The following is a 13,750-nucleotide window of genomic DNA, read 5'->3' on the forward strand; positions in this document are numbered from 1 at the left end:
CAGTGTTTCAGGTCCTTGGCAATTGATTGACAAGATACCAGTAGCATGCATTCAGACTGCCTCACTGCGATCAATGGATATTGATTTTTTGATACGCTACATGTAGTGATTGATTGCCGAAAATAAAATTCCGTTATACTAGGGGAAATGGTCGAACGGACAGTTCTCCGTCGCGTTCATCGATCTGGTGAACCTGGGCGTAGAAAACACTTTTAGCTTCCCCATCAATGAAAACTTTAAGGGTATTGGAAATGTCGGTCTATCTCCCACACCCAATCCAGTTCTCGATTTGGACGGGAGTCCTCTTGGCGGCACATTGGATGGGCCCCCTCTTGGCGATACAGCAAATTTGCGGTCTCCTTACGCTTACCCCAATTCAGGTGCTGGGGGTGACATTAACATCGATCCAGCAAGATCCTTCCTATCAAATAGCGGTAACCTAGCAGCTCCTGGTATCGATCAACTTTTTCAGAATGGAAATACACCTAACGCTAGTACAATTAGAGACCTTGCAGAAAGCCAAGGCTGGACAAGGGTACAGAATCCCAATGGGTCAGCCAAATATGCTGACGAAAATGGTGTAATACGAATAATGATTAAAGGAGGTAGCCAACGAGCGCCTGGGAGCGCTTCTCCACATGTTGAGTTACGTAATTCGGCCTGGACAAAGAGTTGATCCCTTTGGCAATCCAGTCACCAGAAGAAGCCCTAGAAATCATACCCCAATAAATCATGACTTGTGATTGGACTTAAGAGGAGAATATCGATGTCAGAACAGTACTATTCGATCCCCGAACTAAAGTACATTTACTTAGAAGATAGTTATGTAATCGCCATCGAAGAAAAGGAAGCAATTATCATATTTTTTATGGATTTTGTGCTACAGGAAAACCATCCAGAATATGAACCTCCGAAAGATGACGAGATATATTGCTTTAAGAGAGGAACGATTAAATTCATAAGGCCATCTAAAGTTGACTGGCAAGTCAAGCTCATGAACCCATTAACAGATTCTAGTGGTGAGATTGACTATGGCAATATTGATAAATTTGTAATTTTAGGTAATAGCTACAACTTATCTGGTGAATGGGGAAAAATAGAAATTATTTCTAAGAGCGTGTCTGAAAAGGTCAGCAGATAAAGTTGAGAGGCTGAGTTAGAGCCTCCCAACCAATGACACGCCAATCCTACGACACCGATCTAACCCCTGCCCAGTGCGAGCTTCTAGCTCCGCTATTACCGCCAGCTAAGCCAGGCGGTCGTCCCCGCAGCGTCAACGTTTTCGAAGTGGTCAATGCCATCTTCTATCTGTTGAGAGCCGGATGTGCCTGGCGTCTGCTGCCCCACGACTTCCCCGCTTGGCAAACGGTCTACCATTACTTCCGTCAGTGGGAAGCCGATGGCACCTGGGAAGCTCTCAACCATGCTCTGCGCCAGCAACTGAGAGAAACGGTGGGGCGCAATCCTTCTCCCTCGGCAGCCTGCCTGGATTCCCAATCGGTCAAAACAGCTGGTGCCGCTCAAGAAACAGGCTTTGATGGAGGCAAAAAAGTTAAAGGTCGCAAGCGCACTATCCTGGTTGATACGATGGGTCTACTGCTGGGTGCCAAGGTCCACAGTGCCCGACGCTCCGACCATGACGGCCTCACCTTGCTGGGGATTTGGTTTGCCAGTATGTGGAGTTGCTTGCAATTGATTTGGACCGATAAAACCTTTGGTGGCAAATCTTTTGTGGCTTGGGTTGAGCAAGCGTTTGGCTGGACTATTGAAGTCGTACAACGGCCTGCTGAGCAAAAAGGGTTCCAGCTTTTACCTCGGCGATGGGTGGTTGAGCGCACCTTTGCCTGGTTTGGTCGATACCGTCGCTTGAGCAAGGACTACGAATATTTGCCCACTACGAGTGAGACGATGCTTTACGCTGCTATGGTCAATCTCATGCTTCGTAGGCTGGCTTGAGACTTTTCAGACACGTTCTAATTCATTAGAGGTCGAGATAACAGGCTAAGAGGGCGCCTCTGTTGCACAACTGTTTGCGGGTTTCGTTCGCGCCTGATACAAAACATTGAACGGCAAAGCGAAATTGAGCATTCGACGCGGTAAAACGATCTGAACCCCGTCCACGTAGAGACCTGGAGTTTTCTAGAGGTGGTCTCTGGAGGCTGAAACTATTGCCTCGTCAACACTGTAGCTGCATTTCAAAACTATGGGTTTCTAGCTAGACGTGGTTTGTTTTGATAGGTTCCTTGTCGAGCAGCGATTCGAGTTGACGGTGGCGGCGGATGAGTCGGCTCCGCTGGTGAATTTGGTTGCGACGGGCGATCGCGTCAGTTTGGGCGATCCGATTACTTTCCTGGCGACGACGAGCGACAACGTTGGAGTGGATTTGCTGACGTTGGCGGTGGATGGCTCTCCCGTAGCGTTGCAGGTGGATGGGACGTTTGCGTTTACGCCCGATGGGGCTGGGGAGTTTGTGGCGATCGCCTCTGCAACCGACGCGGCGGGCAACCAGTCTCAAGCCAGCTTCACCTTCGATGTCGTCGATTTCAGCGACGGCACGCCGCCGACGGTGGAGCTAGTCGCCGAGCAGTTCGAGGATTTCGTCACGGCACCGACAGACATCTTCGGTACGGTGACGGATGACAATCTGGACTTCTACACCCTCTCGGTTGCGCCTGTAGGGACGGACGAGTTTGTCGAGATTTTCCGAGGGGAGTCAAATATTGCGGATGGCGATCTCGGCGACTTCGACCCGACGCTGTTGCAGAACGATGCTTACACGTTGCGCTTGGAGGCGGTGGATGAGACGGGGAATGTGAATGCGATCGAGCAGACCGTCAATGTGGCAGGCGGATTGAAGCAGGGGAATTTCCAACTCTCTTTCACCGACCTGCAAATTCCCCTGACCGGGATTCCGATCAGCGTCACTCGCACTTACGACAGTCTTAATGCCAGCAGCAGCGACGACTTTGGCTTTGGCTGGCGTTTGGAGTTCCGCGATACGGATCTGCGCACCAGTTTGGGACCGGACGAGCTGTTCGAGCAATTAGGGATTCGTTCTCAAGCGTTTGACGACAGAACTCGGGTTTACATCACCTTGCCGGGAGGCGAGAGACAGGCGTTTACGTTTGCGCCGACGGTCGACCCGATTTCGGCCTTCTTCCCCTCTGTGGATTTGGGCGGCGACCCGACTATCTACCGCTCGGCTTTCCGAGGGGATGCTGGAGTTACTAGCAGGTTGGAGATTGAAGGTGTATCGCGGCTGTCACGGGCAGCGGACGGTTCCTATGTCAGTCTCAATCAGGGAGCTGGACTCAATCCTGCCGACACCGATCGCGGCTTTAGCGGCATTTACCGACTCACCACCCGTGAAGGGATTGTCTATCGTATCGATGCGGAAACTGGGGACTTGGTCACAGTAGAGGATCGCAATGGCAATCTTCTCACCTATAGCGATGACGGGATTGTTAGTTCCACCGGTCAGTCCGTCAGCTTCGAGCGCAACGCACAAGGGCGAATCGTATCTGTTCTCGATCCGGCTGGGCAGCGCATTCAATACGAGTACGATGCTGCCGGAGATTTAGTCGCGGTAACGGATCGCGAGAACAACACAAGCCGCTATGACTACAGTGAAGAGCGGGCTCATTTCTTAGAGGAGATTACCGATCCATTAGGACGCACGGGCATCCGCTCGGAGTATGACGAGGCGGGACGGTTGAATCGCGTCTTGGGCAGTGGCGAGCAGTCCGTTCAGATTGCCTACGACCCTAACAACTCACTCCAGACCGTGACCGATGCCTTGGGGCGAGCGACTACTTACGTCTACGACGATCGCGGCAATATCCTCACCGAAATCAATCCGTTATTGGGAGAAATCCGCCGCACGTATGACGAAAACAACAATCTTCTGAGCTTGACTAATGCAGCAGGTGAGACTCAGCTCTATACCTACGACAATCAAAATAATTTATTGAGTGTTGAGGATGAATTAGAGAACGAGCTGCGATTTACTTACGGGGCATTCAGTCAGCTCACTAGCGTGACAGATGCTATAGGTAACTCAACAACATTTACCTATGACGAACGCGGCAATTTGATTCTTACAACCGATCCCCTACAGCAAGAAACCAGATTTTTGTATAACTCCGAGGGGCTGTTAGTTCGCTCCGCCGATGCCCTCGACCAAATATCACAATACTTCTACGATGATTTCGGCAATTTAGTGCGATCGATTAATCCAATCGGTAATGAAGCGTTATACACCTACGATAACAACGGGCGCCTGCTGACTGCATCTGGCATTCAAACCACTGCTGCGGGAGAAGCCCGTACCGTTGAAATTATCTATACCTACGATTTAGAGGGGCGAGTCATCAGTGTTACAGATCCCGAAGGCCGAACCCTTAGCTACGAATACGATGCCGTTGGCAATCAGGTGGCTCAGATCGATCCCCTAGGCCGAAGGACTGAATTTGTATATGACGAACTCGGTCTACTAGAAGAAGTTATTTATCCCGATGAAACCCCTGAAACTCTGGTCGACAATTTGCGGACTTCCTATGTCTACAATGCGGTCAATCAACTCATCTCCGTGGTCGATCGTGCGGGTCGAGAAACCCATTTTGAATACGATAGGCTCGATCGCCGCGTGGCCACAATTTTTGCAGATGATACGCCCGACGATCTGACAGATAATCCTCGACAAACCACTCAATACGATGCCGTGGGCCGTGTGGTAGCTGCAATTGACGAGTTGAGCAACGAAACTCAATTTGAATACGACACAGTCGGACGTTTGGCCCTAGTGCGCGATGCCCTCGGTCGGGAAAACACCTATGAGTACGACGCCGCCAGTCGTCTGGTGGCCGTCACCGATCCACTGCTGCGCACTACCCGCTTTACCTACGACGAGCTCGATCGCCTTGTCTCCACCGAGTTTGCTGATGGCGGCGTGCAATCCACCACCTACGACGCTCTGAACCGCGTTGTAGAAACGCAGGACCGCGAAAATAATGCCACTGCCTACGAATACGACGCCCTCGGTCGCCTCACCGCTGTGGAAGATGCCCTCGAACAGCGCACCACCTATCTCTATGACGAGTTGGGCAATCTATTGCGCGCCACCGACCCCAATAACCATTCAACCTTCTACGAATACAATCGCGTTGGTCAAGTGGTTGCAACGGAACTGGCCCTGGGCGAGCGGGAGACTTATACCTATAACGAGGTTGGCAATCTCATTGGCCTAACCGATTTCAATCAAAACACCACCACCTTCACTTACGACCCGGAAAACCTCCTCACTCGCAAAGAGTTTGAGGATGGTTCGACTGTCGCCTATACCTACACGGATACGCTTCAACTCTCGACAATTGATGATTCCCGCTACGGCCTTGTCCAATATGAGTTCGACGAACGCGAGCGGCTCACGGCTCAAACCAATCCCGATGGTCTCCAGATCGCCTATACCTACGACGATGCTGGCAATCGCACCAGTCTCTCTGCTCCATCGGGCAACACCAGCTATGCCTACGATGCCCTCAACCGTTTGGTAACAGTAACCAATCCCAATCTGGGCGCTACCGTCTATACCTACGATGAGGTCAGCAATCTTGTCCGTACTGATTTGGCCAATGGTACGGTTGAAACCCGCAACTACGACCAGCTCAACCGTCTAACTTCGCTTCAGCATGAAAATGCCGAAGGCGATATCCTAGCTCGCTACGGTTACACTCTCGATGCAGTGGGTAACCGCACTGCTGTGACTGAGTTGGACGGTCGGCAGGTGAACTACACCTACGATCTCACTTACCGCCTGTTGAGTGAGTCCATCGTCGATCCGGTTAATGGCGATCGCGCCATCGAATACACCTACGACCCCGCTGGCAATCGCCTCACCCGCACGGATTCGTTGGAAGGGTTGACCCAATACACCTACGATGCCAACAACCGCTTGCTGACGACGCTAGATGAGGCAGGCAGTCTCACCCAGTTCAGTTACGACGACAACGGTAATTTAATCCTGCGGGAGAATTCTGCCCAACGGACTGCTTACAGCTTCGATTTTGAGAATCGGTTGGTGGCGGCTGACATTGAGCGAGGCGGCGATCGGCAGGTGGCCGAGTTTATCTACGACGATTTCGGCATTCGCGTGGCGTCGGTTGTGGATGGGGTAGAGACTCGCTTCTTAGTCGATAGCAATCTGACTTACGCGCAGGTGCTGGAGGAATATAGACCGGATGGCACGATTGAGACTGCTTACGTCTATGGCAACGGCTCGATCGCTCAATTGGAAGGGGAGGCAGCTACTTACTTCCATGTGGATGGTTTGGGCAGCACGAGGATGTTGAGCGATGAGACAGGGGCTATTGTTGCCGAGTACGATTATGATGCCTTTGGGCGGGCGATCGGCCAACAGGGAGTCGAGACAGACTTTCAGTTTGCAGGGGAGCAACGGGATGCGACATTGGAGCTCGATTATTTGCGGGCTCGCTATTACGACCCCGACCTCGGGCGGTTTATCAGCCGCGATCCGTTCTCTGGGTTCATCACAGATCCGTACTCTCAACACAAGTATCAGTACGCTCACGCCAACCCAGTGAACAATACCGACCCCAGCGGATTGTTCACTATCGGCGAGATTGAAGCAGCCAGAAACATTCGCAATACCCTTGCAGAAATCCAATTCACAGCAGGTGAGGGCCTGATTTCAACTACGACAAGTGGAGGAGAAGCTGGAGCAGGCAATGCTCTAGTCAACCCAATTGCGGGCTTGGCTTTTGGAGCAGTTATAGGAAGACTTGCAGCAGCTATTCCTGGCGGAAGCCTTCTTCTGAAAGGGATAGCTGCCAAGTCAGCATTAGATGGAGATCTTGTTAGTCCTATCAATACTCCTTCAGGCGGAGGGAGTTTCGATCCTAATAGCCCTCAGATCATCACGGACCCCTCAAGATTACTACCGCCTGAAAGATTACACCCTTCCTTCTCACAAACAGTGAGCGATACTGATATCAGTAGGCTAGAGCAAATTAGGGATACAGCAAGAAACTTTCTCGATCAGAATTTATCTCAGGCTTCGAGTAATAAAGACAGGCAAAGTATTGCTGATTTTAGAGATAGATTGGATGGAAGTGTATTTAATACTAGAAAGACACTCGGCTTTGCTGACGTAGATATCGATGGTAGATTCTTTACAGTTGGGGGATTCTCTGGGGGGCGGAATGTGCCAGTCTTAGCTCCACTACTACCAGAAGATCAACGAAACCTTCCAGCCATAAGATTGGACGGTCAATCACGAGAACGCTTCTCTGATACAGAGATTAAGATTCTAGAGCAAGTACTCCAAAATACCTCACAAAGTAGTGACGGTCATCTTCGACTAGTCGTTAATAGGCTTTCATGTCGTTCTTGTAGAAATTATGCTATAGATCAGTTCCAGAGGTTGAGACCAAGAATCAGAATACAAATTGCTGAGCTAGCTAGATAGAGAGATGAACCATGATTTCTAATCTTGATGATTTGAGAGAAGCACTAATCTCCTCTGGGATTGCCTCTGAATATCAACTAATAGGATGTACTCCTCAAGAACTAGAAGAGATTGATATCAAGTATGGAAAACTTCCAAAGTCTTACAGGCAAATCATGAGACTCATTGGCCATCGAGCAGGCAAATTAATAGATAGAAGAGAATTTGAATTCTATTACGACCAGGTCTTAGAAGTCAATGAATTATATCTTGCACGACTTAAATTGGTTGTACAGGAAGAAGGCTTAATTGATAAAATCTTCATAATATCATCCAGATATACTGAGTATCCTAAATTCCTTGTGGCCGATGGAAAGGATGATTCCCCTGTGTATGTTTGGGATGATGATGGAGACATTAAACAAGCATACACTTCAGTCTGGAAATGGATAGAAGCTTTCATAAAAGATGCTCAGCTTTTTCTGAATTTGTGATAGACTTCAAAAGTCTTTCCTATTAAGAAAGGAGTTTTAGCGGCTTTAATTCCTAACTCGTTGCCAGCAAGGCTTTGGGCCGCTATTGGAGTGGAACTAGCATGCCAAGGTCTAGAAGAGCCTTGATTTTAAACTACATTCACTAGTTGTCAACAGAACTGTATGTCGATCTTTCAGGAATTTTGCTATAGAAACATTTCAAAATTTAAGACCGAGAATAAGAATACAAATTGCTGAGTTTGTTAGATAGGAAGAAAGATGATAATTCTTAATACTGAAGATCTGAGGGAGAAACTTATTTCATCTGGCATTGCTTCTGATTCCCAATTAATAGGATGTACCACTGAAGAGCTAGATGAGATTGAAGATAGTTACGGTAATTTGCCAAAATCTTATCGTGAAATAATGAAGTTAATTGGTCGCAAGGCAGGTAGATTAGTTGACAGAAGAGAGTTTGAGTTTTATCTAGATCAAATATTGAAAATAAACGAACAAGATCTTGATTATCTAAAATTAGCTGTTAAAGAAGAAGATATAGCAGTCATAAGTCAGTCGTGAACGCTGAGAGACCTGAAACCCAGTGCCGGCAAGGATCGAGATTTACAATTCATTTAGGATCGCTATATTCCAGAGAATCTTTTTATAGTTTCATCAAGATATGGAGATTATTTCAACTTTATCATTACCAATGGTGAAGATGATTCGCCTGTATATGTCTGGGAAGAGGCTGGTCCTATACGTCAGATATATCCATCTGTATGGAAATGGATAGAAGATTTTATAAAGGATGTGCAACTTTTTCCATATTTATGATGTCAAATTGATATTTGACTTTATACTGTTACGTTCCGGCAGAACAGCTAAACGGAAAGATATCTGAATCTCAAATCATACGGAATCCTATTAGTTAACCCCTTTTTGCTGTTTTGCTACGCTGAGATCTACCCAGCTTGGACTTGCGCGTTGTGAACAGCATTGTCGTTTGAGGGGTTCATCTGACCGGATTTTATATTATACACTCACATCTAATTATGCTATATTACTCCACATGTGAGGTCGTGTACAATAAATATCAATACTGAATCAAGTTCTTAGGTGAGCTATGAGTGGGGCAAAAGGATTTGGCAAGCAGAACCATAAAGAAAATATTGACAGGAGAAAAGATCGTTTTGATACAGAGTGGGATGATGCCATCTCTAGATTCCAGATTGATGTTGGATTTAAGTCTTTTCAATTGAACTTGAGGCATCCGAAAACTCGCGAGATCTGCAAGCCCCATCAAGCAATTCCTGATGTTTTCAAACAATGGCAAACTATTCAGTCATTGTGGGATCGACGTAGCCTCCTATATGAGGCAATCTACAGTCTCGTTGGTCAACACATGAAACCTTGGCAAGTTGCCAACTATCTTACTGCCAACCGAAGTCCACTTGACGCATTAGATATTCTTCAAAGTGAAATAAAGAATTCCAAAAATTCAGATAAATTTCCAGAATACTGCATAGCTTTATCTAGATCTCTGATCGCTCTAACATATTACAAAGAAGCACTAACATGGGCTCAAAAGGCATTTCAAGCTAGCCCGAAGGATATACGAAATAAGTTTATCTTAGCTGATGCCTATGCTTTATGTGGTTATCCTGAAGAGGCTGACAAAATCTACCAGGAGCAGTTAGCTTTAGCCAAGCCCTCCCAAAACAACTCGATTTCTGAAATGTTTTCAGAAATGTTCGCTAAAGAGACAGGAATAATTTCATCCCCTGTATTTGCTGTTCAGATTGGATTGCAACTAAGCGACCCGCATCAATCTGCTGAATTTTGGAAGATTGCTGAGGCTGAATTTTATGACAGCCCGTATTTTAGAATGCAACATGCATATCATTTAGCAAACTCTGGTAGTGTAGAGCACTGCATTGCTAAGCTTATAGCCTTAACTCACGAGATGCCCTGGCTAAAAGAAGCCAACCTGAAACTGATGCAGATTTTTGAAGAGTTAAATCAATCAGGCAAAGTCATTATGCCTGAGTTTCAGTCTCAATTGCGTAAACGCCTTGAGTCAAACTCTTAGAGACGATTTCAATGTGGTTGCCCCCATCCCCAATCAACTCCCGACGGTCACCTCTACCCCTCGCACGCTGGCTCGACCGGAGCAGCTCTACTCTTACGACATCCTGGCTAGCGACCCCGATGGCGACGCCCTCACCTACGAGCTGGTCAACGCTCCTGCAGGAGCTGTGCTCGATGGCGAGCGCTTGGTTTGGAATCCCACTGCCGCTCAAATGGGTGATAACGCTTTCTCTATCCGCATTCGCGACAGTCAGGGGGGCAGTATTACCCACGACTTCGAGGTGCAGGTAAGCAACCGGGTGGTGAATCATACGCCTGTCATTACTTCTGCTCCTGAGCTGACCACCCATCTCGATCGCGACTATCGATCTGTTGAGTGAGTCTATCGTCGATCCGGTTAATGGCGATCGCGCTATCGAATACTCCTACGACCCCGCTGGCAATCGCCTCACCCGCACGGATTCGTTGGAAGGGTTGACCCAATACACCTACGATGCCAACAACCGCTTGCTGACGACGCTAGATGAGGCAGGCAGTCTCACCCAATTCAGTTACGACGACAACGGTAATTTAATCCTGCGGGAGAATTCTGCCCAACGGACTGCTTACAGCTTCGATTTTGAGAATCGGTTGGTGGCGGCTGACATTAAGCGAGGCGGCGATCGGCAGGTGGCCGAGTTTATCTACGACGATTTCGGCATTCGCGTGGCGTCGGTTGTGGATGGGGTAGAGACTCGCTTCTTAGTCGATAGCAATCTGACTTACGCGCAGGTGCTGGAGGAATATAGACCGGATGGCACGATTGAGACTGCTTACGTCTATGGCAACGGCTCGATCGCTCAATTGGAAGGGGAGGCAGCTACTTACTTCCATGTGGATGGTTTGGGCAGCACGAGGATGTTGAGCGATGAGACAGGGGCTATTGTTGCCGAGTACGATTATGATGCCTTTGGGCGGGCGATCGGCCAACAGGGAGTCGAGACAGACTTTCAGTTTGCAGGGGAGCAACGGGATACGACATTGGAGCTCGATTATTTGCGGGCTCGCTATTACGACCCCGACCTCGGGCGGTTTATCAGCCGCGATCCGTTCTCTGGGTTCATCACAGATCCGTACTCTCAACACAAGTATCAGTACGCTCACGCCAACCCAGTGAACAATACCGACCCCAGCGGATTGTTCACTATTGGCGAGATTGAAGCGGCTAACAACATTCGCAATACCCTTGCAGGGATTCAAGCTAGTACTGGAGAAAGCTTAAGAGATGCAGCCATTCTCAGAACTGAGTTTGGGCTTGAAAACATTTTGCTTAATTCTATTGGGGGGCTGGTCTTGGGAGCTGTGGTAGGCAGAGCTGCGGCTGCGATTCCCGGAGGCAACCTAGCTCTAGGAGCTTTAGCCCTTCAATCTGCACTCAATGGAGGCTTTGTCGGCCCAATCGATGGTAGCTCCAGTGGCAACGGAGGAGGCAATGGTACTGGAAGCAAAGGTAGCGGTGGACCTTCCAATCCTTCTACCTCCCCTAGAGATGTATTGCTTGATACTAATATTGTGGATCAGCTAGCAGATGGAGAACCAGGAAGTGGCAAGTTTGCGCAGAGGTTAGATGGTAGATTAGTAATAGATGATACAGTGGCGCAAGAAGCTCTCAATGGTGGAATAGATCTCAATAAGTTCTTGAACGACTTCAACGTAGAAGTTATTAAAGGAGCTAGTGAAGCTGAAGCTCAAGTAATTGCCAGTCGGCTTAACAGAGTGCTGAATAACGATCTAAGGATCATTACTACCGCTGAAAGTAGAACCTTGAAGTTCGCGACCTCAGACAGAAGAGCATTGACAGCCGCAATTGATGTAGGTGTAGATGCTAGAGCTGTAAGGTTTAGGACACCAAGGTTACCTTTTTTCAAGGGTGTTACAAGGTCACTTCGAGGTAGAGGCATTAGAAATATCAGAGTCTTTTTTGAAGCCCTAAATAATTTCTAGTAAGACAATGGAAAAAACAGAAGAATTCTTAAACCAATATTCACTAAAATCACAGGAATACTATTTCTTTAGAGCATGTTTTGATATACTATCAAAACTTCAAATTGAGTGGGGGGAAGAAGATATCTTAGCACTTATAGACATATTCAACTTAAAGCGTATAGAATTATATGACGGTAGAATTATTGGCCAAGATGACTCTACATTAGGAACAATATCCGACATCTGTAAAATACTAGCTATTTGGTTTTCAGAAATTTCCAGCAATCCTTCTTGGTGGAGAAATCAGTATTGGTCACAAGGAACATTTAGGAAAGAAAGCAAACGTATAGAATCACAAGATAAAATCATAGAATATATGTTAACACATCGCATTGCAAGAGTTGTTGATTAGAATTTTTGACGATGCTTTTCTGAGAGGAATCACATGAGCTTAGAGACTCCTAATAGCAGCCAAAAGGAAAAATCATTTAGGATATTATCAAATATTCTAAATTTTTTAAATCAAGCGTTAGCTGAGGAAAGCCAGCTTAAAGGCAACAAACATTCTAAAAAAATCATGCGATTTTTGAGCCTCAACCAAAGCAAGAGCGATCTCTTATCTGGATTTGCCTTGTTATCAAACGAGCAAAATATATATTTTGAGCTAAATCACTCTGAAATCTTTTACACTGATATTGAAAGTTATATTAGAGAAAATCTAGACAATGCTCTCAGACAAACTGACTATGTACTGATAGAGGTTTGTGATCATGAAATATCAGATTCCTTACTTGTCGGAGAGATCTTGGTCCGCGAAAGAGATAGTCAGAAAAAACTAAAACTAGGATTTAGAATCTCTAGCACAAAAACCCAATTAGTCGATCTTGATAATGCATAAAACGATCTTATTGCAAGCCATTATATCTCTTGAAGGCTTTTCTGGGCAGGTATTTCAGAGAGAAACTTCTAACAAACTAACTCCCCCTGATGATAAACAGATATCGTTGTTCTCAAAGTAGTAAGATTTGCGGCAAGGAGAGTTCTGCGTGGATTTGGGAAATAATCTATAGATTCAAATAGCTGATTTAAATGATCGAGATATAGCCAGAGAATTTCTGCGGAAGTCACGTAGCCCTATTGATGGAGGAAGAATGAACATCGTTGTTCCCAGAAGCGGAAGATCTGCAGCAAGGAGAGTTCTTCGTGAGTTTGGAAAATAATGTACGGATCAAAATCTCCGATCTAAATCTAGAATGGCTTGACAAGTACCCCGTCTGGACTTGGTATGAAGGCTCGCCATTTGAAGCTGAAGATGAGATTTATCCAGTTGAATTAAGCAAGCAAGATATTCACAAGATAGATGTTCTATTTATCAAGTCTGTCTTTGTGACCCCACGAGGATTTAAATTCAACGGCTCCATAACACTACATGTTGAATCTGAGGAAGTATATTCGGTCGAGATCTTCTTCAAAGGAGTATGTTTTGGATTTAATACATACTGGCCGAGTTTAGCACTGACTGAAATAGATAGATTCAAATCTACTTTCGGTGACGCACTTCTGCCAATCCTACCCCTAGAATATAAGACTTGTATAGAAGTTTTTCCCGGTGAAATTTTGTCTGAGAAATTTTTCGTAAATTGGAACTTATGAAAATTCTTGACATTGAAGCGGCCAGAAACATTTGGGAACCTCGATTAATTCAAGATTGTTGAGAATAGGGTCGAGTGATTGAGAATACTCAACGAGTTTTCAATGGTTT

11 protein-coding genes are annotated in these 13,750 nt (G+C 46.6%); all 11 read left to right on the plus strand.

What is annotated here, in order from left to right:
- Positions 1-766 precede the first annotated feature (766 nt).
- The 11 genes from SYN7336_RS16980 to SYN7336_RS17030 all read left to right on the plus strand — a co-directional run bounded on the left by SYN7336_RS16980 (position 767) and on the right by SYN7336_RS17030 (position 13,641).
- Positions 767-1,141, plus strand: coding sequence for a hypothetical protein (locus SYN7336_RS16980; RefSeq protein ID WP_038026061.1), 375 nt, complete (start codon positions 767-769; stop codon positions 1,139-1,141).
- A gap of 32 nt (positions 1,142-1,173) precedes the next feature.
- Positions 1,174-1,956: an IS5 family transposase gene (locus tag SYN7336_RS16985; protein WP_017324155.1), complete on the plus strand. Its 783-nt coding sequence runs from the start codon at positions 1,174-1,176 to the stop codon at positions 1,954-1,956.
- Positions 1,957-2,221: 265 nt separating this feature from the next.
- Positions 2,222-7,483 (plus strand): RHS repeat-associated core domain-containing protein, encoded by a 5,262-nt coding sequence (locus SYN7336_RS26410; RefSeq protein WP_051039833.1) that lies wholly within the window; start codon positions 2,222-2,224, stop codon positions 7,481-7,483.
- An 11-nt stretch (positions 7,484-7,494) separates the two neighbouring features.
- Positions 7,495-7,956: an SMI1/KNR4 family protein gene (locus SYN7336_RS16995; RefSeq protein WP_017327138.1), complete on the plus strand. Its 462-nt coding sequence runs from the start codon at positions 7,495-7,497 to the stop codon at positions 7,954-7,956.
- A 258-nt stretch (positions 7,957-8,214) separates the two neighbouring features.
- Complete coding sequence (locus tag SYN7336_RS17000) at positions 8,215-8,514, plus strand: SMI1/KNR4 family protein (protein WP_017327139.1); 300 nt, start codon at positions 8,215-8,217, stop codon at positions 8,512-8,514.
- Positions 8,515-9,058: 544 nt separating this feature from the next.
- Positions 9,059-10,024, plus strand: coding sequence for a lipopolysaccharide assembly protein LapB (locus SYN7336_RS17005; protein ID WP_017327140.1), 966 nt, complete (start codon positions 9,059-9,061; stop codon positions 10,022-10,024).
- A gap of 13 nt (positions 10,025-10,037) precedes the next feature.
- Complete coding sequence (locus SYN7336_RS31555) at positions 10,038-10,403, plus strand: putative Ig domain-containing protein (protein ID WP_017327141.1); 366 nt, start codon at positions 10,038-10,040, stop codon at positions 10,401-10,403.
- A complete protein-coding gene (locus SYN7336_RS17015) occupies positions 10,396-12,006 on the plus strand; it encodes an RHS repeat-associated core domain-containing protein (RefSeq protein ID WP_017327142.1) in 1,611 nt (536 codons plus the stop codon). The genes SYN7336_RS31555 and SYN7336_RS17015 overlap by 8 nt, the downstream gene beginning before the upstream one ends.
- A gap of 7 nt (positions 12,007-12,013) precedes the next feature.
- Positions 12,014-12,400, plus strand: a complete 387-nt coding sequence (locus SYN7336_RS17020) for a hypothetical protein (RefSeq protein ID WP_017327143.1) — start codon at positions 12,014-12,016, stop codon at positions 12,398-12,400.
- A 33-nt stretch (positions 12,401-12,433) separates the two neighbouring features.
- On the plus strand, positions 12,434-12,886 hold the full coding sequence (locus SYN7336_RS17025; protein WP_017327144.1) for a hypothetical protein: 453 nt from the start codon (positions 12,434-12,436) through the stop codon (positions 12,884-12,886).
- Positions 12,887-13,191: 305 nt separating this feature from the next.
- Complete coding sequence (locus SYN7336_RS17030; RefSeq protein WP_162139118.1) at positions 13,192-13,641, plus strand: hypothetical protein; 450 nt, start codon at positions 13,192-13,194, stop codon at positions 13,639-13,641.
- The last annotated feature ends 109 nt before the right edge of the window (positions 13,642-13,750 follow it).

Source organism: Synechococcus sp. PCC 7336, from assembly GCF_000332275.1.
Lineage (GTDB): Bacteria > Cyanobacteriota > Cyanobacteriia > Thermostichales > PCC-7336 > PCC-7336.

What these genes read in the sequence shown, in the direction of transcription:
- SYN7336_RS16995 (WP_017327138.1), top strand. Translation starts at nt 7,495, where the DNA reads ATGATTTCTAATCTTGATGATTTGAGAGAAGCACTAATCTCCTCTGGG.
- SYN7336_RS17000 (WP_017327139.1), top strand. Translation starts at nt 8,215, where the DNA reads ATGATAATTCTTAATACTGAAGATCTGAGGGAGAAACTTATTTCATCT.
- SYN7336_RS17025 (WP_017327144.1), top strand. Translation starts at nt 12,434, where the DNA reads ATGAGCTTAGAGACTCCTAATAGCAGCCAAAAGGAAAAATCATTTAGG.
- SYN7336_RS17020 (WP_017327143.1), top strand. Translation starts at nt 12,014, where the DNA reads ATGGAAAAAACAGAAGAATTCTTAAACCAATATTCACTAAAATCACAG.
- SYN7336_RS16985 (WP_017324155.1), top strand. Translation starts at nt 1,174, where the DNA reads ATGACACGCCAATCCTACGACACCGATCTAACCCCTGCCCAGTGCGAG.
- SYN7336_RS17005 (WP_017327140.1), top strand. Translation starts at nt 9,059, where the DNA reads ATGAGTGGGGCAAAAGGATTTGGCAAGCAGAACCATAAAGAAAATATT.
- SYN7336_RS16980 (WP_038026061.1), top strand. Translation starts at nt 767, where the DNA reads ATGTCAGAACAGTACTATTCGATCCCCGAACTAAAGTACATTTACTTA.